This is a genomic window from Nocardia sp. NPDC004711, from assembly GCF_053601595.1.
The window spans coordinates 63,954-81,599 of record NZ_JBSGCB010000006.1; the positions used below are offsets into that span (position 1 = coordinate 63,954).

The following is a 17,646-nucleotide window of genomic DNA, read 5'->3' on the forward strand; positions in this document are numbered from 1 at the left end:
GCATGACGCTGGGAATCACGGGGGTGTGCTGGCTGCCCCGGATGGCCGAATTCAATTCCCTCTGCCTCGATACCGGGGCGCACGCCATTCCGATCGTGGCCGCGGGCAGCGCCTGGGGCGCGCTCACCGCCTCCTGGGTGGACGCCACCACCACGGTGACGCGGGTGATGGCCGAGATCGGGGTCGGTCTCGAAGGACTGAACGGGCTCACTGTGCTGGCCCGGCTGGGCGGTTTCACCGCGTGGGCCGAACAGCAGGCCGTCATGGCCGGCGTGATGGCGGGCAAGGCCGCCGCCAATGCCACCGCCTACACCGTGGCCTCCCTCGCCATGCCGAGCCTGCCGGAGATCGCGGCCGTCGAAACTGCACGTGCGGCCGCATATTCCAGCGGCGGCGCGCTCAACGGGACCGCGGAGGCAGCCGAGGCGGCCAAGCTGGCGCTGGACATCCGGGCCGCGCTGGTGATGGAAACCTATGAGGCCGCAACGAGTTCGATGGTGGCCACGCCCGGCCAGTTCCTGATGCCGCCGCCCATCGCCGTGGGCGCGGGCTCGGCCAATACGGGTGGCGACCCGCTCACCATTGACAGCGATCCGCTGCGGGCGGCGCTCGGCACGGCCGCCGTCTCGGCGCAGAATCCGGCCGTCACCAGTGCCCTGTCGCAGGTTGCACAGTTGGCGGGGACGGTGGTCACCAGCGGTGTGACCAGCGCGGGAAACGTTGCTGGTACAGCGATTACGGCGGTCGCGAATGCGGTGACGCAAACGCCCGGCTTCGGCACCTCCGGCCTGCCGGTCACGGCGGGCGCGGGTGTCTCGACCGCCGGCGCGGGCGGCGCGGCGCCGGCCACGCAGGCGGTGTCCGTCACCGGCGGCGGCACGCCGACGAACATCGGAAATGGCGCGGGCACACTGCAGTTGCCCGAGGGCTGGGGCGCGGGTCTCGGAAACGCCGGTGGCGCACCGGCTCCCGCGGCGCCGATCGCCGAACCGGTGACCGTGACCACCACACCGGCCGCGACCGCGCCGGTCCGTTCGGCCGGAACCAGCCCGCTGCCCGGCACCCGGGACAGTGACGAGGAAGAGTCCCACCGCGGCCACGACTACGGCCGCTCGGTGCAGGTGTTCGCCGACGGCCGGGTCATCGCGCCCGCGGTCATCGGCGGCGACCCACCGGCCGACCGGTGACCGTCCTCGGGGCGGACCGCGGGCCGTCGACGCTGCGGTCGGTCACGCTGTCGCTCGACGAAATGCAGTATCTCCTGGAGACATTGGGGATCGACGAGCTGCCCGTGGTGCTGGATGCCATGGGCCGCTACGACAATGCCGCCGACCACGACACCGCCATGTCCAGGGCGTCCGCCGCCCTGACCGCGCGTGAACTGCTCGACGGCGACGAGGTGCATCCGGAACTGGCCGAACGGCTGCGCGTGCTCTACCGGCCACACTGGGTGCTGGCCGTGCGCTGGTATGTGGCGGGGCAGGTCAACCGGTGCTGTGTGGCCAAGGGCGACGACATCGAGGTGGTGGCGCTGCGCGGCCCGGGCACCTGTGTCATCGACGCGGCCGGTCACGATCTGCCGGGCACCGTGATGGCCGCGCTCGGCCCGGCCGATGCGCTGGAACTGTCCGGAATGAACGCGCCCACCGCGGATCTGGCTCCCGTGTTCGACGACGCGGGCGATGCCGCCACCACGGCCAGGCGACTGGCCGCGGTGGGCACCCCGGCCCGCGACGCACCGGTCCTCGCTTCGGCTCTGGTGCAGGTGAATTCGCACGCGGAGATCGTCGGCGTGCGCTACGGCGACGGCGCGCGCGACGTGGTGGGCACCCACCTCGCGGTGTACAACACCCGGCACGGCCGTTTTCTCGCCAGCACCGGCACCGCCGCGGACGGGACGAAGTGGACGTCGCTGGCGGGCGGCACCCCGGCCCGGCTGCGCACGGCGCTGCGGGATCTCATCGAATCCCTGCCGCTGCGAACGGAATTCCCGGGCTAACCCATGGGGTCGTCGCCGCCGGCCGCGATGGCGTCGCCGAACGGTGCGGGATAGCGGCCCCAGCGGCTGCATTCCCAGGTGCCGTCCTCGAACGGCTGCAGCTCGATGGTCTCGGTATTGTCCAGGTGATTGTTGGCGGCGAAAGGCCTTGGCACCCCGGTCAATTCGCGCGAGACCAGCCGCATGGCCGCGCCGTGGCTGACCACGATGACATCGTGAGCGTCCGGGCGGCTCAGATAGTCGTCGCGTAGGCGCTGCAGTGCCGGGACGTAGCGGGCGAGCACGTCCTCCCCGGATTCGCCACCGGGCACCCGGACGCTCAGATCACCGAAATGCCAAGCGTGATACACCTTCTGGAATTCCTCGTGCGCGGACGGGGTGTTCAACCCCTCGAGGTCGCCGAGCTGCACCTCCTGCAGATCCTCCAGCACATCCAGGGTGACCCCGGTCGCGGCCTCGATGTAGCCGCCGGTCTGCCGGGCGCGCAGCGCGGCCGAGGAGAACAGCCGCTGCGGCGGGACGGCCAGGTTCGCGCCGTAGCTCTTCGCCTGCGCCACACCGCGTTCGGTGAGCGGCAGGCCCGGCAGCCGGGTGTCGAGGATCTTGCCGACATTGCCCTCGGTCTCGCCGTGCCGGACCAGGATGAGTTTGCCGGTCACAGGTCGGCCACCCCCTTCTTCAGATCGGCCAGCCAGGCCGCGCCGGGTGCGTCCGGCGGCGGCGGGGTGCCGGTGGCCGCGGTAGCCGGCCAGGAGCCGAGGAATCGGATCCGGGCGGCCGTGCGGTGCAGTGCCTTCAGTGCCTCGGCGACCGCGGCGTCGTCGATGTGCCCGACGCAGTCCAGGTAGAAACGGTAGGTGCCCATGCCGGTGCGGGTGGGCCGGGATTCGATGCGGGTGAGATCGATACCGCGGGTGGCGAATTCGGCGAACGCGCGCATGAGCGAGCCGGGCTCGTTGGCCAGCTCCAGCACGATGGAGGTGCGGTCGGCCCCGGTGCGCGGCGGCGCCGGCCGCGGGGCGGTGACCAGCACGAAGCGGGTGACGGCCCGATCGACATCGGCGACGCCGTCGGCCAGGGTGGTGAGCCCGAGGCGGGCGCCGGCCAGCGCGGTGGAGACGGCGGCATCGGCGTGCCCGGCGACGACGTCCTCGGCAGCCGCGGCATTGGAGGCGGAGGTGTACAGCTGCGCCAGCGGCATGGTGACGGCCAGCCACATACGGACCTGCGCGGCCGCGACCGGATAGGCCGCGATCCGGCGCACCTCGTCGAGCTCGATGCCGGGGCGGCCCACGATGGTGAAGGCCACGTCCAGGTCGGTTTCCGCGATGATCTGCAGCCGCGGGCCGACGGCCAGCGCGTCCAGCGTCGGCGCGATGGAGCCCTCGACCGAGCTCTCGATCGGCACCACCGCGCCCGCGGCCTGACCGGCCCGCACCAGCTCGACGGCCGCGCCCTGACTCGGGGCCGGGACACGCTCGACCGGTCCATCGAAGACTCCGGTGGACTCCAGTTTGGCGAGGGCCATCTCCGTGAAGGTTCCCGACGGCCCGAAGTAGGCGATACGCGGCACGGTTACGACATTACTTGCGTGTGCCCGGTCGCCCCCGGCTTTGGTCAACTCCTGGGTAACTTCGCACCCCCGGGCGCGGTGGGTTCAGGCGCCCAGTACGGCGAGGGTGGTGGTCACGGCCGCGACCTCGCCGGTTTCGATGGCGAGCAGCACCTCACGGAACGCCTCGACCGCGGATGGTTTCAGCCCGCTGAGGAACGCGATGTCCGGTGCGGCGAGCGCGCCGCGAATGTCCTCACCGCAGAGCGCGGCCACGGTCGCCGCCACACCCGCCAGCGCCCGCTCGCCCGAATCGGTGCGGGCGACGAAACCGCTGTCGCCGTGCACGATTCGCACCAGGAACTCCGACACCGCCTCGTCGTCGAGCGCCAGGTCCAGCACCTCGACGCCCGGATCGGCGGAGACCGGGCGGACCAGCTCCGCGGTCAATCCGCGGGCCGGGCGGGGCGGGACGGACAGGGTGAGGGCGACCGGTTCGGGCGCGGGGGACGAATCGTGCGGCACGTCTTCACGGTAGCGATCGGCGCGACACGGGCGGCGCGGCCACCCGGGAAGCCCTTGCGCACGCGACCCACGTCACTTAGCTTAGGTTTACCTAATTCAACTCCCGGAGGTGTGTATGCCACCCGCGGCCCAGGTCGTCGCACCCACTACCGCCGAACGCGTGCACACCGCCTGCGCGCACGCCGAGAACGCGGTCCTGGCCCTGCCCGGCCTCGACCCGGTGCCCACCTCCGTGCACCTGCTGCGACAGTGCGGGGACATGGTGCTGGCGGTCCCGATGAACTCCACCGCCGCCGGTCTCGTCCTCGGCTGCGGCGCGAACGGATCCCCCGCGGTCCTCGAACTCACCGACCAGGCCCCGCTGCCGCTGCGCGAACGCGTCCGTGCCCTGGTCTGGCTGCGCGGCTGGGCGCACGCCGTGCCGGCGCACGCGCAGCGCGCGCTGGCCGGCGCGGTCGCCGCCGACCATCCGCATCCGGACCTGCTCGACGTCGGCCACACCGCCGTCCTGCTGCGGCTGGTCATCGACTCCGCGGTGGTGGCCGACACCGCCGGCGCCGACTCGGTCGAACGCGAGCAGCTGCGCGACGCCCGACCCGATCCGTTCTGCGCGCTGGAAGCCGGTTGGCTGCAACACCTTCAGGCCGATCACCCCGATGTGGTGGACCGCCTGGCCCGCCGGCTGCCGCACGCCCTGCGCCGCGGCGCCCTCATCCATCCGCTGGCCATCGACCGCTACGGCGTCACCCTGCGCGTCGAGACCACCGAGGCCGACCACGACATCCGCATCCCGTTCGAGGCCCCGGCGCACGACATCGAATCCCTCAGCCGCGCGGTACACACCTTGGCGGGCAACCCCTTCCACGGCGGCCTGCACCGCATCTGACGAGTTCGCCGGGCGCCCGCCTAGATTGGCGGGCATGGTTTCGGCTGATCCCGCACCCGTGTGGCCCGCACCCGAATCGTCCGAATCGGGCCGGCGGGCGATCAAACTCGAGATCGCGGTGGTGCTGGTCGTCACCTTCGGGCTGAGCGGGGCCAGTGCGGCACTGTCACTGCTGGAGAGCGCCCTCGCGCCCGGCGGAGTGGGCGGGCAGACCGTCGCGCTGAACGCGCCACGGGCCACCCGGTCGACCATCGACCTGCTCTTCCAGCTGCTGAGCGTGGCCCGTCTGCTCGGCTGGGCGGCGCTGGGCCTCTATCTGCTGTGGCGCAGCGGGATCGCGCCGCGGGCGATCGGACTGGCGCGGCGGCTGCGCTGGCGGGCGGACGTGCTCCCGGGACTCGCGCTCACGGCCGTGATCGGAGTCCCCGGGCTGGGACTGTATCTCGCGGCCCACGCGCTGGGTGTGAGCGTCACCATCGTGCCCAGTTCGCTCGCGCACTGGTGGCGGCTGCCGGTGCTGGTGCTGTCCGCGTGGGCGAACTCGGCGGCCGAGGAGGTGCTGGTCGTCGCCTACCTGATCTCACGATTGCGGGCGCTGGGGTGGACGGAGAATCGGTCGCTGCTGGCGTCGGCGATCCTGCGCGGCAGCTACCACCTGTACCAGGGCCTGGGCGGCGGGCTCGGAAACCTGGTGATGGGATTGATCTTCGGACGCTACTGGCAGCGCACCAACCGGCTCTGGCCGCTGCTGCTGGCGCACGCGCTCATCGACTCGATCGCCTACATCGGGTACACCTTCCTGCACGGACACGTCTCCTGGCTGCCGTAATCCGATCGGAACGAGCCACGCGGGCGCCGCGGTCGGTACTGTTTTCAGTGATGAACGGCGACGACCCCCAGCACTGTGCACGGATACGCCGGGAGCCGCCGCCGGGACGCCCGGGCGAGCCCCCGGCGTACCCGCCTCGACCCGCGGCGAATCCCGGGCAATCGCAGAGACCTTCGTCTCACCGGCCGCCCGCGGACAGCCGGCCCGTTAACGACGGCAGGCCCCGGATAGAACCAACTCAGGTGATCCGACGCCATGAATCCGGTCCGGACCTGGCCTATTCGCAGGTCCCGCCCGGGAACCCGGCCCCGCGGCAGCGGCCGCCGGGGACTCGCGTTCCGCCGCACCACAATCGCGGGCCCGGGGACCATCGGATGCCGCCGCCGGGCAATCGGGTGCCGCCCCCGCGGGAGCGCGCCGCCGCCCCCATGGGTCACGCGCCGACCCGGCAGCCGGTCCCCTTCCGGGAGGAGCCGCCGCGCACTCCCCCGCCACCACCGCCCGTTCAGCGCCGCGGCGGCGACGGCCGCCCACCCCGCGGCTCCCGGCCCCGCAGGAAGCGGCACTGGGTCCGCTGGACCCTCTCGCTGCTGCTGGTGCTCCTGCTGCTGCCGATCGCGGCGGCCATCTATGTCGACACCCACCTGACCCGGATCGACGCCCTCGCGAACTATTCGGGCCGGATCGGCGACACGCCCGGGACGAATTGGCTTCTGGTCGGTTCCGACAGCCGCTCGGGGCTGTCCAAGGATCAAGAGCAGCAGCTGTCCACCGGTGACTCCTCCGATGTCGAGGGCGAGCGCACCGACACCGTCATCCTGGTGCACATCCCGAAGTCGGGGCGGCCGACGCTGGTGAGCCTGCCGCGCGACTCGTATGTGAGCATCCCGGGGGTCGGCAAGGACAAGCTCAATGCCTCCTTCGCCGTCGGCGGCGCATCGCTTCTGGTCAAGACGGTGGAGGGCGCGACCGGCGTGCACATCGACCACTATGTGCAGATCGGCTTCGGCGGCTTCGCCAATATCGTGGACGCGGTCGGCGGCATTCAGATGTGCCTGGACGCGCCCATGAAGGATCCGCTGGCCGGTATCGACCTGCCCGCGGGCTGCCAGACACTCAACGGACCCGAGGCGCTGGGCTTCGTGCGCTCCCGCGCCACCCCGCGCGCGGACCTGGATCGCATGCTCAACCAGCGGAAATTCCTCAGCGCCCTGCTGAAGAAGGCGGCGAGCCCGGGCACGCTGGCCAATCCGTTCCGGTCCTGGCCGCTGGTGCGGGATCTGACCTCGGCGCTGAAGGTCGACAAGGGCGCGCACATCTGGGATCTGGCGAGCCTGGGCAATGCGCTGAACAGCGATCCCATCACCACGACGGTCCCGGTCGGTGGATTCGAGGACGTGGCCGGCAGTGGCAATGTCCTGCTCTGGGACAAGACGAAAGCGAGTGCTTTCTTCGACGCGCTGGCCAAGGATCAGCAGATCCCGCAGGACTTGATCACCACCGTCGGCAGCTAGGCCGAATTAGGCAATACTTGCCTCAATAAGGCTGCACTCAATAAGGCTGTACTTGGATGACACGCGGTTTGACCAGGCATTAATGTCATCCGCATGTCCACCCGAACCCAGACGAAGCGCAGCAAGTTCCAGGCCCTGCTCCAGGATCAGATCCGCAACGAATTCAATGCCGAACACCAGTACATCGCGGTGGCGATGTGGTTCGACAATGCCGATCTGCCGGTTCTGGCCAAGTATTTCTACAAGCAGGCCGTCGAAGAGCGTAACCACGCGATGATGGTCGCGCAGTACCTCATCGATCACGACATCGCCGTCGAGATGCCCGGAACCGAGGCCGCTACGACGCAATTCGCGAATGCCAAGGAGCCCATCGCGCTGGCGCTCGCACAGGAGCAGGCCGTCACCGAGCAGATCATCCAGCTCGCCAGGACCGCCCGGGAAGAGGGCGACTACCAGGGCGAGCAGTTCATGCAGTGGTTCCTCAAGGAACAGGTCGAAGAAGTCGCGACCATGAATACCCTGCTCACCGTCGCCGAGCGGGCCAGCGCGAATCTTTTCGACCTGGAGAATTTCGTGCAGCGGGAAATGAGCGGTCCGAAGGACGCGTCCGGCGCACCGCACGCCGCGGGCGGCTCGCTGTAATTACTCCGTGGGCCGAAGGTAATTCGGTTCCCGGCCCGGTGGATTCACACAGCAGGCCCGGTCCCTTGCGCTGGACCGGGCCTGTTGCATGTGCTCGGTGCTCGTGCGATACGTACCCGCCTTTTCCTTACTTCTGCGGCACTGTGACGGTGCCGGTCGCGTTGGCGGACAACGTACCGAACAGCGACTTGACCACGGCCAGAATGGCATCCATGGTTTTTCTCCTCATCTGATATCCGGTGTGATGATCACCGGATCCCCTGAACTTCCGGGGTGAAGAGAACTTAACCGAGCACTCGGAGCGAAACAGGCACTTTTCAGAAAAATCCCCGCAAAAAATCCGGGCCGTTCACCGAGTGAATCCAGTTACCGGAGAACGGCCCGGACCGTGCCGGTACCGCGGGTGCTCAGCCCGACAGTGTCAGCGCAGCGTGACCTGGCGCGACCGCAGGCCGTCACGGGAGCGGCGCTCCTCGGAGGTCAGCGGGGCGTCCGACTGCAGCGCGGTCGCCAGCTTCGCACCGAACTCGCGGGCCGGGCCCTCCCACTCGCTCGCGTGCCGCTCCGGATCCAGGTCGAAGACCGGCACCAGCAGACCATGGGTGCGGAACGAGCCCGCGAAGCGCGAACCCTCACCCAGATGCAGATCACCGGCCGCGTGCAGCCGCGCGAGCGCCAGCATCAGCTGGTCCTCGTCCTCGGGCCGTACCCAGCGGATGTGCGCCTTCTCGCCGGCGTCCACCCACCAGGCGGCGCCGACGGCGTCCGCACCCAGCTCCAGGCGGGCCGACGGCATGATGGCCTGATTGGCCTGCTCGATGGTGGCGGCCACCTGCGGATCCGGAGTGACACCCGCCGGCACCCACCAGTTGAAGTCCTGGTGCACGGTCAGATCCAGGGCCGCACCCGGATCCAGCACCTCGGTGAGCCGCGGCGTGCCATCCACGGTCGTGGCGCTCAGCGACTCGCCCGGGGTGGCGGACTGGGTCCACAGCACGGCGGCGGCCAGATCCGCGGCCGGATCGGCGGACTGGAACTGCACCTGCGTGCCGACGAAACCGATCGGCTCGTCACCGGCCCGCACCAGCGCGGCAACCGCGCCCGGCAGCACGGTGGCGAGGGTGACCTCCCGCTCCGCGGCGACATTCGGCGACAGCTTCAAGATCGCGGTCGCCGACGGCACGAACTCCCGTAGCGCCACCAGATCGCATTCGGCGGCCAAGCCCTCGAAGGGGCGCGTCACGGCCTGCGCCGCCGCCTCCTGTTCGGCGCGGCGGGCGGCCAGCTTCTGCGCCCGATTGGAGTCCGGCTTGGGACTGTTGCGCTTGCTCTTACCCATGACTGGCAAACCTACTGTGTTCGATGCCCTCCGCTTCGCTCCGGGCGGGTTCGCGGCGCTGAAAGTCTCGTTCTTCCCTCCTCCGCTCCTCCGCTTCGCTCCCCCGCTCCGTCAGTCCAGAACGAGACGCGCCGCGAACCACCAAAGATTTCCGATCCAAAGTGGTTGGCGCGGACTGTAATAGCTCGAAGTCGAGCGAACCGCGGTGCGGCGTTCAGGCGGTGGCGAGAACGGCCTTGGTGCGGGCGGGGTAGTTGGTGGCGATCCAATCCACGCCGAGGTCGGCGCAGAGTTGGACGTCCTCGGGATCGTCGCAGGTCCAGACGTAGGTGGCGCGGCCGGCGGCGGCGGCCTTGTCGACCAGGTCCGGGTGCTCGCGCAGGGTGCGCACGGACGGGCCGATGGCGGTCGCGCCGACGGTGTGGGCGGCGCCGCCGGAGAGGTACAGGGAGGATTCGCCCAGCAGGACGGTCGGGAGCAGCGGGGCCGCGCGGCGGATGCGCCAGACCGCGGTGGCGGCGAACGACATGACCACCGCGCGTGAGTGATCCGCCGAGGCGGGTGCGCCGATGCCGTAGCGGGTGAGCTCGGTCAGCAGCGTGGTCTCCACCAGCGCCCCGTAGCGGACCGGGTGCTTGGTCTCGATGAAAAGCTTGGTGGGACGGCTCTTCCAGTCCAGCACCAGCTCGATCAGCTCGGACAGCGTGAGCACGCCCTCGGGTTCCTCCGCGGTACCGAAGTCGAGCGCCTTCAGCTCTTCGAGAGTCATCTCGCTGACCGCGCCCGATCCGTTCGAGGTGCGATCCACGGTGCGGTCGTGCACGCAGACCAGGTGCCCGTCACGGGTCAGGCGGATATCGCATTCGACGCCGTCGGCGCCCTCCTGCAGGGCGAGATCGTAGGCGGCGAGGGTGTGTTCGGGTCGCGCCGCCGACGCCCCCCGGTGCGCGACCACGAACGGCGCACGACTGGCCCGGCTCACTTCGCCACTACCTCCTGTTGCTCCGCGGCCGGGGACGCCTCTGCGTCGTCCCCGGAAGCTGCGTCATCCCCGACCACTGCATCATTCCCGACCACGGCGGCGGGCGCGCGTCGCACGGGCTCGATCACCGGCCGCGCGGGCCCGGTGGCGATCACCCAGCGGCGCAGCGTCTTCGGGCGGCCCCGCAGATCCAGGCCCGCGAAGGCGTGCACCAGCCCGAGCGAGGCCACCGCGACACCGGCCGCGACCAGATCGGTCCACATGCTCGCCAGCACGCCGTCGGCCTGCACCTGCAGCGAGGACGTGAACCGGTACAGGATCGCCACCAGCACCAGCGCCGCATTGAGAAGCCAAGCCGCCCACCAGATCCGGACCGCCCACAGCAGCCGCGGATCCGCACCGCCCGCCGACCGCAGCCGTGCCGCCTCGGTCAGGAAGATGCCCGGCCACACCAGATTCACGATCGGCACCACACAGCCCAGCACCAGGGCGCGCAGCGACCGCGGATCCGACTCGCCGACACTCGCGTACGCGGCGCGGCGGGTTTCGGTGAGCCAGCCGACCAGCGCCACCGCCGACACCAGCGCCAGCACCAGGGCCACCACCGCGGAAACCGTCACGGCCGCATCGGAAATCCACAGCAGCCAGGGCGGGATGAGGCGGGTGCGGTTGCGCAGCAACACGCCGTACCGGCCCAGTTCGGCCAGGGCGGAGAACACGAACACACCGGCGGTGGCCGGCAGCAGCACGGTGATGCGGTCACTCAGCGCGGCCAGCGGGCGATGCGGCGCGGCGGCCGCGGCCGGGGGCCGATCCTGCAGGCCCCACTGGGGAATCCGGTGGTAGCGCGGCGTCTGCAGCGGACCCGGACGCCGGACCGGCTGCGCGCCATTGGTTCTGCGGCCGGGCGGGCGGGCCACCCAGCGGTAGTTGCGCCGGTCGGCGGGCGCGTCCACCGGTGCGGGGGAGAGCAGGACACCGTGGCAGCGCGGGCACCAGTGCAGCGGCTTGCCCTGTACCGCCCAGCGCGCGCCACAGCGGGCGCACGGCTGTACGACGGCGGATCGCGATCGGCCCACCTGTCCCCCGTTCATCGCTCCACCTCTCCGCGCCTAGTAGATCTTCGCCTCGGGACCGTCACCGGTGAGCGGCCTGCCGATCTGCTGCCAGGCCACCATGCCACCCGAGACCATGACGGCCTCGTAGCCGATCTGGTTCAGGTACTCCACCACCGGGACGGACCGGCCGCCCTGCCGGCAGATCACGTAGATCTCGGCGTCGATGTCGAGTTCGTCGAGCCGGGCGGGCACGTCGGTGATGGGGATGTGGATGGCGCCCGGCGCGCGGCCGAGCTGCCATTCGTCGTCCTCGCGGACGTCGAGGAGCTGGGCGGGCGCGGGCGCGGGCGAACCCCAGCCGTCCGCGGCGTCGAACTCCGCGGGAACCGCGTCGATCGGCACCGTGGGCACGTGGGGGTTCGTCACGGTTCCGATCCTGCCACGCGCGCGCGAGGGCTGTGGAGTTCCGTAGCTGCGCAGGGTTGGTTTCGGGAGTTATCCACATAATCCACAACCTGATCCACAGGTTGATAGACGACCGATTCGTCCTGGTCGGCCGATCCGGAAGTCCCCTCCCCGTTCCGGAGCGACCGACCTCGGGCCTCTGTCCCAGAAGACCCCATCCAGTCTGACGCCGCAGGTGAGCGCGCGGTTCCTTGCGCACTCGAAAAAAACGACAACACTACCGAATAACGGAAATCCTGGGTCCGGCCGGGCAAGATCGGTAGCCTGGCGCTATGACTGTGAGCAGGGGGCTACTCGACGGCCTGGACATCAACGGACTCGACCGCGCGCTGTCGGAGGCGACATGCCTCGGCATCGACGTCGACACGGCGCGCGCCACACTACGGCTGGAACTCGACGTGCTGACCCTGCCCGAGGACGGTCCCCCGCCGGCGGACTGCGACATCTATCTGACCCTCACCGGGGTCAGCCGGGTCGCCGCCTCGCTACGCCGGCAGCGCTGGGACGACAACGAGCCCATTGTGCTCCCGCTCACCCTCGACGGCCTGCACGACGCCGTCCAGAGCTTCGGCGGCGGCGCGCTGCACGGCTGGGACTTCCTCGACCTCGCCGACACCTCCTGGAGCCAGTGGCGCAAACTGCTGAGCTTCGACACCAGGCTGAGCGACACGCCCGGCGCCCACATGATGGAGTTCTCCCAGGAGGAGGGCGTCGACCCGCGCGAACTCGACGTGCGCGTCTGGTTCGAAGGCGTGGAGGTCACCGACCGGCAGGGCAACCCGATCCCCTTGCCGGACTTCATCGCCGGCGGCGTCCGCTGGTGGCAGGCGCACGACGCAGGCGACCCGCGCACCATGCGGCCGGATGTCGTCCCGCCGCTGTAGCGAGCGGCGGACACGCTCGAGGGGTTCGGGGACCAAGTCCCGGAACCCCTTTCGATGTGGCCTGCCGGTGTGCCTGCGCGATGGTCCGCCGAAGTGCTCACGCGCCGAGCCCGATCGCGCAGCTCACGCCGGTGCCATGGTCCGGGCAGTAGCCGCCGGGGTTCTTGGCCAGGTACTGCTGGTGATAGCCCTCGGCGTAGCAGAAGGCGGAAAGGTCCGGCAGCGGGGCGATCTCGGTGGTGATCTCGCCGAATCCGGCCGCCGCCAACCGTTCCTGATAGCCGGCCCTGGTCGCCTCGGCCACCGCGCGCTGCTCGTCGCCGAGAGTGTAGATCGCCGAACGGTATTGGGTGCCACGGTCGTTGCCCTGCCGCATGCCCTGTGTCGGATCGTGGTTCTCCCAGAACTGCTTCAGGATCGCGGCGTAGTCGATCACCTGCGGGTCGAAGACCACCAGCACCGCTTCGGTGTGCCCGGTCCGGCCGGAACACGCCTCCTCGTAGGTGGGGTTCGGGGTGAATCCGCCCGCGTAGCCGACGGCGGTGCTGTACACGCCGTCCAACTCCCAAAAGCCCTGCTCCGCACCCCAGAAGCAACCCATGGCCAGCACCGCGAGCTGCGTGCCCGCCGGAAACGGAGGTTTGAGGGAATGTCCGCTGACAAAGTGTTTGTCCGGTACGACCAGCGGCTCGGAGCGGCCGGGCAACGCTTGCCCGGCTGTCACCATGATCGGTTCCGGTAGTCGCACCCGCCCGACGAACTCGTCGTACCAGGACATGACTCGATGCTACGGGTCCCGGCGCGACCGGCGACGATGTTGCGTTCAGGCGAATTCCAAAGGTTGGGAAAGATATACATCGGGTGGAATGTGGGGGCGCGCAGCCCGGTTGGAGACGAGCGGGTGTACGAATGATGGTTGGGTGCGCCTCGGCACCTGCCGAGGGCACACGGCCCCGACACGGAAAGGGACATCGTGGCTGTTTACACGCTGCCAGACCTCGATTACGACTACAGCGCCCTGGAGCCCTTCATCTCCGGGCAGATCAACGAGATCCACCACACCAAGCACCACGCGGCCTACGTCGCGGGTGTCAACGCGGCCCTCGAGAAGCTGGAGGAGGCGCGTGCCAAGGATGACCACGCCGCCATCTTCCTGAACGAGAAGAACCTCGCGTTCCACCTCGGCGGCCACGTCAACCACACCCTCTGGTGGAAGAGCCTGTCCAAGGAAGGCGGCGACAAGCCGGTCGGTGACCTGGCCTCGGCCATCGACGAGGAGTTCGGTTCCTTCGACAAGTTCGTCGCGCAGTTCTCGGCGGCCGCCAACGGCCTGCAGGGCTCCGGCTGGGCCTGGCTGGGCTACGACACCCTGGGCAACAAGCTGCTCACCTTCCAGCTGACCGACCAGCAGGGCAACGTGCCGCTCGGCATCATCCCGCTGCTCGGCCTGGACATGTGGGAGCACGCCTTCTACCTGCAGTACAAGAACGTCAAGGCCGACTACGTGAAGGCGTTCTGGAACGTCGTGAACTGGGCCGAGATTCAGGACCGCTACTCCAAGGCGGTCAACCAGGGCAAGGGTCTGATCTTCGGCTGATGCCCGTCGGGCTCCGGCCCGCTCGTACGCCTGAGGCCCGCGAACCGCATCGGTTCGCGGGCCTTTCGCATTTGCGAGGTCCGGGTGCTAGCACTCTCTGGTACTTGTGTGCCAGTTCTGTTCGGGTACAACCTGGTGTTCCCAACAGCAGCACCGGGCACCGTCGCCCCCGGGAGGTTCGGGAGGCACATCATGAATGGTCAGGTCGGCGTCATGCCGTTCCATGCGCATGGTTCGCTACAGGGTTTCGTGATCTCCGGACGCTGGCCGGACTCCACCAAGGAATGGGCGCAATTACTGGTGCTCGCGGTGCGGGTGGCCGGTCTGCCGGGGTTGTTGCCCACCTCGACGGTGTTCGGGGCGCGCGAGGAACTCCCCGAGGACCCGGATCCCGCGATGGTCGGGCTGGTGATCGCCGAGGGCACGGTGCTGGGGACGGAAGGATTACAGCCGGGCATGTTTGCCGGTCATGTGCCACCGGCGCTGATCATGTTGCACCCGCCGCGCGAGACGCGGCCCTCGCTGCCCGAGTGCACGGGCGCGGCCTCGGGGTGCCTGCTGCTGCCGGGGCTGCCGCATCTGGGACTCGAACATCGGGCGGCTTGGGTGGAGACCGACAGCGACGGCACGGTGACCTCGATGGTTTCGCGGGTGGGGGTGGATCCGATCAGTGATCCCGACACCGCGGTTCTGGCCATGCTGCTGGCCGCGTGAGGGTAACCGAAACATTCCGGCAGTATCGCCAAACTTATTGTGCGCATTGCGATTTGGGTATCGGCCATTTGCCCGGGCCCGGTTTGCCGGAGTAGCATTGCGGCCGAGCGAAGGGGAGTAGCCCCCAATCACGCCGTCGACATACTGATCCTCCCGGATCCGGCGCGTGAACCGGATTTTCTTCGGTGGGCGAGACCTTCGGCCGACAAGAAACCAAACCGATTGACCGGTGCGGTGTCGGCTGAAGCGTCCCCGCATTTCAGCCGACAGGCCGGAGACCTGGGAGCTGACCTTCATGATCGCCACGATATTGCTGAGTTTCGGCGTGCTGTTCCTCGCCGAACTGGGCGATAAATCGCAACTCATGGCCCTGACCTTCGCGCTGCGCTACCACTGGTGGGTGGTGCTGTCGGGCATCACCGTCGCCAGCGTGCTGGTGAATCTGATCGCCGTCGGTGTCGGCCACTTCCTGGGCGCGGCGCTGCCGACCGGAGTCATTTCCCTGTGTGCCGCAGCAACTCTCATCGCGGTCGGCCTGTGGACCCTGCGCGAGACGCTGCCGTCGAACTCCGGCGAGGACGAGGGAGAGATCGCGCCGCAGCCGAAGTCGCGTTCGGCGTTCCTGGTGGTGCTGTCGGCCTTCCTGCTGGCCGAGCTCGGTGACCGCACCATGTTCGCCACCATGGCCCTGGCCACCAAGAACGGCTGGGTCGCGGTGTGGATCGGGTCGGTCGCGGGCATGGTAGCCGCGGGCACGCTCGCCATCCTGATCGGCGTGACCGTCGGCAAGCACATTCCGGAGCGGTTCATCGCCGGCTGCTCGGGCCTGCTGTTCCTCTACTTCGGTGCGCTGACCCTGCTGGAGGCGTTCGCCCACGGCCTGGGCACGCCGGCCATCGCGGTGCTGTCGCTGGCCCTGCCGGCCCTCGCCGGCGGCGCGCTGTGGCTGCTGCACCGCCGGGCCGTGACCGTCGTCCCGGCGAGCTCAGTCACCGAGCACGGTATTGCCGAACAGGTCCCCGCTGCGCCGCACGAGGTCCAGTAGCGGTTCCCGCAACTCCCGCAGCCCGTCCAGGTCGCCCACCGCGACCCGGGCGGTGACCATGGCGCTCAGGGCCGCGACCAGGGTCTGACAGGCGAAGCGCTGCTCGTCGGTGTCCGCGCCGAGCACATCGGCGACCATCGCCACGAAGGTCTCCTGCAGCTGGGTGCGGCGCGCGATGGCCTCGGGGCCGACGGCGTAGACCTCGACGAGAAACACACGGGCGTAAGCGGGTTGGCCCGCGAGCGCATCCAGGTACGCGCCGAGCACGCGTTCGATGCGCTCGGTGCGGGTCTCGCCGTCGAATTCCGAGCCGGTGGCGGTCAGGATGCCGGTCAGCATGAGTTCGGCGGCGCGCTCGTAGGCGGCCTCGAAACAGTCCTCCTTGGAACGGAATTGCTCGTAGAAGGTCTCGCGGGAGACGCCGGCCCGCTTGATCACCGCGGCCACCGGCGTTCCGACATAACCGTTCTCGGCCATCGCCTCGGCCAGGGCGAGCAGGATGCGGTCGCGCTGGGCGGCCACCACGGTTTCGCGGGGCAGGCCGTGGCGGCCGCGGGGCAGTTGGCGGGTTGCCGATTCGGGCATGTGCAGGACTCCGTTGGCCTCGAGCGATTCAGGCGAGCTTTCTCATTCTGCTGGGGCGAGCCGGTTGATCGGTGGTGAAATCCGCCGGTTCGGTGCGGGCGATCTCGAGTCCGCCGGCCACGCCCCCGCGTAGTGAATAGTCCACCAGACGCTGGGCGAGCGGTCGACACCACAGCACCATGCTCACCCAGTACGGCGAGACGATGCGGCGGGAGCGGCGGGCCAGGGCGCGTTCACAGGCGTCGATGGCCGGGCCCAGGGGGGCGATGCCCGAGACGGTGGAGCGGCCCAGAATGCTGCGCGCGGCCTCGGTGCCGAAACCGCGGCTGGTCATCTCGGTGTCGAGTTCGGCGAAGTACGCCATGCCGACCCGGGCGCCGGTGTGGCGCAGTTCGATCCGCAGGGTGTCGCCGAGCGCCTCGACCGCGGCCTTGGAGGCGCTGTAGGCGCCGGCCAGGGGCAGGTGGATGGCCGCGGCGAGCGAGGAGATGAGCAGGACGTAGCCGCCGGGGTGCGCGAGGTGGGGTCCGGCGGCGCGCAGCGTGTAGTAGGCGCCGAGCACATTGACCGTGAGGGTCTCCTCGAGCACGCCGGGGTCGCCGTCGAGCAGGGACAGTTGCCGGGCGATCCCGGCATTGCACACCACCGCGTCCAGGCCGCCCAGTTCGGCGGTGAGGGAGTTGACGACCCGCTCCACCTGCGCCGGGTCACCGACGTCGCAGTAGCGCCAGGGCGCATCCCCGCATTCGGCGGCGACCTGGGCCAGCAGTGACTCCTCGATGCCGAGCAGGGCCACGTGCGCCCCGTGCACGTGCAGCTGGCGGGCCAGGGCGGCCCCGATGCCACGGGCCGCGCCGGTGATCAGGATGCGTTTGCCGGCCACTCGCAGGGCCGGACGGCGGAATCCACGGCGAAGACCGGCCGTGCTGACGTTCATGTCTGCGAAACTACCACTTATACGAACACCCGTGTTCGCAAATCTTGCGAGCCTCTTGCGTAAGCGTGCGCACAGCCCGGCTATGGTGCCTAT

Annotated in this window: 20 protein-coding genes; 10 read left to right on the forward strand and 10 right to left on the reverse strand. The window is 69.6% G+C overall.

The window, feature by feature from the left end; genetic code table 11:
* Positions 1-2 precede the first annotated feature (2 nt).
* A complete protein-coding gene (locus ACWEKS_RS07360; protein WP_452339293.1) occupies positions 3-1,187 on the forward strand; it encodes a PPE domain-containing protein in 1,185 nt (394 codons plus the stop codon).
* Positions 1,184-1,999, forward strand: coding sequence for an ESX secretion-associated protein EspG (locus ACWEKS_RS07365; protein WP_452339294.1), 816 nt, complete (start codon positions 1,184-1,186; stop codon positions 1,997-1,999). Before ACWEKS_RS07360 ends, ACWEKS_RS07365 begins: the two co-directional genes overlap by 4 nt.
* On the opposite strand, the gene ACWEKS_RS07370 is transcribed toward ACWEKS_RS07365, so the two are convergent.
* The 3 genes from ACWEKS_RS07370 to ACWEKS_RS07380 all read right to left on the reverse strand — a co-directional run bounded on the left by ACWEKS_RS07370 (position 1,996) and on the right by ACWEKS_RS07380 (position 4,076).
* Entirely contained in the window at positions 1,996-2,658 is a 663-nt protein-coding gene (locus tag ACWEKS_RS07370; RefSeq protein WP_452339295.1) for a histidine phosphatase family protein, read from the reverse strand. The two genes, ACWEKS_RS07365 and ACWEKS_RS07370, sit on opposite strands and share 4 nt — an antisense overlap.
* Entirely contained in the window at positions 2,655-3,572 is a 918-nt protein-coding gene (gene pheA, locus ACWEKS_RS07375) for a prephenate dehydratase (protein WP_452339296.1), read from the reverse strand. The genes ACWEKS_RS07370 and pheA overlap by 4 nt, the downstream gene beginning before the upstream one ends.
* A gap of 84 nt (positions 3,573-3,656) precedes the next feature.
* Entirely contained in the window at positions 3,657-4,076 is a 420-nt protein-coding gene (locus ACWEKS_RS07380) for a hypothetical protein (protein WP_452339297.1), read from the reverse strand.
* Between the two features lie 115 nt (positions 4,077-4,191).
* On the opposite strand from ACWEKS_RS07380, the gene ACWEKS_RS07385 reads away from it, so the two are divergent.
* The 4 genes from ACWEKS_RS07385 to ACWEKS_RS07400 all read left to right on the forward strand — a co-directional run bounded on the left by ACWEKS_RS07385 (position 4,192) and on the right by ACWEKS_RS07400 (position 7,947).
* A complete protein-coding gene (locus tag ACWEKS_RS07385; protein ID WP_452339298.1) occupies positions 4,192-4,962 on the forward strand; it encodes a DUF2470 domain-containing protein in 771 nt (256 codons plus the stop codon).
* A gap of 34 nt (positions 4,963-4,996) precedes the next feature.
* Complete coding sequence (locus ACWEKS_RS07390; RefSeq protein WP_452339299.1) at positions 4,997-5,791, forward strand: CPBP family intramembrane glutamic endopeptidase; 795 nt, start codon at positions 4,997-4,999, stop codon at positions 5,789-5,791.
* 374 nt (positions 5,792-6,165) lie between these two features.
* A complete protein-coding gene (locus ACWEKS_RS07395) occupies positions 6,166-7,305 on the forward strand; it encodes an LCP family protein (protein WP_452339300.1) in 1,140 nt (379 codons plus the stop codon).
* Between the two features lie 93 nt (positions 7,306-7,398).
* Positions 7,399-7,947 (forward strand): ferritin, encoded by a 549-nt coding sequence (locus tag ACWEKS_RS07400; RefSeq protein ID WP_452339301.1) that lies wholly within the window; start codon positions 7,399-7,401, stop codon positions 7,945-7,947.
* Between the two features lie 421 nt (positions 7,948-8,368).
* Here the strand turns inward: ACWEKS_RS07400 and ACWEKS_RS07405 are convergent, their stop codons facing one another.
* The 4 genes from ACWEKS_RS07405 to ACWEKS_RS07420 form a co-directional block, all read right to left on the reverse strand.
* Positions 8,369-9,286: a DUF5926 family protein gene (locus ACWEKS_RS07405; RefSeq protein ID WP_452339302.1), complete on the reverse strand. Its 918-nt coding sequence runs from the start codon at positions 9,284-9,286 to the stop codon at positions 8,369-8,371.
* 214 nt (positions 9,287-9,500) lie between these two features.
* Positions 9,501-10,268 carry a glycerophosphodiester phosphodiesterase gene (locus tag ACWEKS_RS07410; protein WP_452339303.1) on the reverse strand — a complete coding sequence of 256 codons (768 nt, stop codon included), beginning with the start codon at positions 10,266-10,268 and terminating at the stop codon, positions 9,501-9,503.
* Positions 10,265-11,362, reverse strand: a complete 1,098-nt coding sequence (locus ACWEKS_RS07415; protein WP_452339304.1) for a DUF4328 domain-containing protein — start codon at positions 11,360-11,362, stop codon at positions 10,265-10,267. The genes ACWEKS_RS07410 and ACWEKS_RS07415 overlap by 4 nt, the downstream gene beginning before the upstream one ends.
* An 18-nt stretch (positions 11,363-11,380) precedes the next feature.
* Complete coding sequence (locus ACWEKS_RS07420; RefSeq protein ID WP_452339305.1) at positions 11,381-11,752, reverse strand: rhodanese-like domain-containing protein; 372 nt, start codon at positions 11,750-11,752, stop codon at positions 11,381-11,383.
* A gap of 311 nt (positions 11,753-12,063) precedes the next feature.
* On the opposite strand from ACWEKS_RS07420, the gene ACWEKS_RS07425 reads away from it, so the two are divergent.
* Positions 12,064-12,675 (forward strand): hypothetical protein, encoded by a 612-nt coding sequence (locus ACWEKS_RS07425; RefSeq protein WP_452339306.1) that lies wholly within the window; start codon positions 12,064-12,066, stop codon positions 12,673-12,675.
* Between the two features lie 97 nt (positions 12,676-12,772).
* Here ACWEKS_RS07425 and msrA read toward each other — a convergent pair whose 3' ends face one another.
* Positions 12,773-13,453, reverse strand: coding sequence for a peptide-methionine (S)-S-oxide reductase MsrA (gene msrA, locus ACWEKS_RS07430; RefSeq protein WP_452339307.1), 681 nt, complete (start codon positions 13,451-13,453; stop codon positions 12,773-12,775).
* Between the two features lie 195 nt (positions 13,454-13,648).
* Here msrA and ACWEKS_RS07435 point away from each other — a divergent pair, with 195 nt between their 5' ends.
* The 3 genes from ACWEKS_RS07435 to ACWEKS_RS07445 all read left to right on the forward strand — a co-directional run bounded on the left by ACWEKS_RS07435 (position 13,649) and on the right by ACWEKS_RS07445 (position 16,031).
* Entirely contained in the window at positions 13,649-14,272 is a 624-nt protein-coding gene (locus tag ACWEKS_RS07435; RefSeq protein ID WP_364608842.1) for a superoxide dismutase, read from the forward strand.
* Positions 14,273-14,464: 192 nt separating this feature from the next.
* Positions 14,465-14,986, forward strand: coding sequence for a peptidase (locus ACWEKS_RS07440; RefSeq protein WP_354847523.1), 522 nt, complete (start codon positions 14,465-14,467; stop codon positions 14,984-14,986).
* A gap of 295 nt (positions 14,987-15,281) precedes the next feature.
* The gene (locus ACWEKS_RS07445) at positions 15,282-16,031 is read left to right on the forward strand and encodes a TMEM165/GDT1 family protein (RefSeq protein WP_452339308.1); all 750 of its coding nucleotides are present in this window, start codon (positions 15,282-15,284) and stop codon (positions 16,029-16,031) included.
* Here ACWEKS_RS07445 and ACWEKS_RS07450 read toward each other — a convergent pair.
* Together ACWEKS_RS07450 and ACWEKS_RS07455 are read right to left on the reverse strand one after the other, a co-directional pair.
* Positions 15,972-16,616, reverse strand: coding sequence for a TetR/AcrR family transcriptional regulator (locus ACWEKS_RS07450; protein WP_452339309.1), 645 nt, complete (start codon positions 16,614-16,616; stop codon positions 15,972-15,974). The two genes, ACWEKS_RS07445 and ACWEKS_RS07450, sit on opposite strands and share 60 nt — an antisense overlap.
* 28 nt (positions 16,617-16,644) lie before the next feature.
* Positions 16,645-17,553: an SDR family NAD(P)-dependent oxidoreductase gene (locus tag ACWEKS_RS07455; protein WP_452339310.1), complete on the reverse strand. Its 909-nt coding sequence runs from the start codon at positions 17,551-17,553 to the stop codon at positions 16,645-16,647.
* Positions 17,554-17,646: the final 93 nt, after the last annotated feature.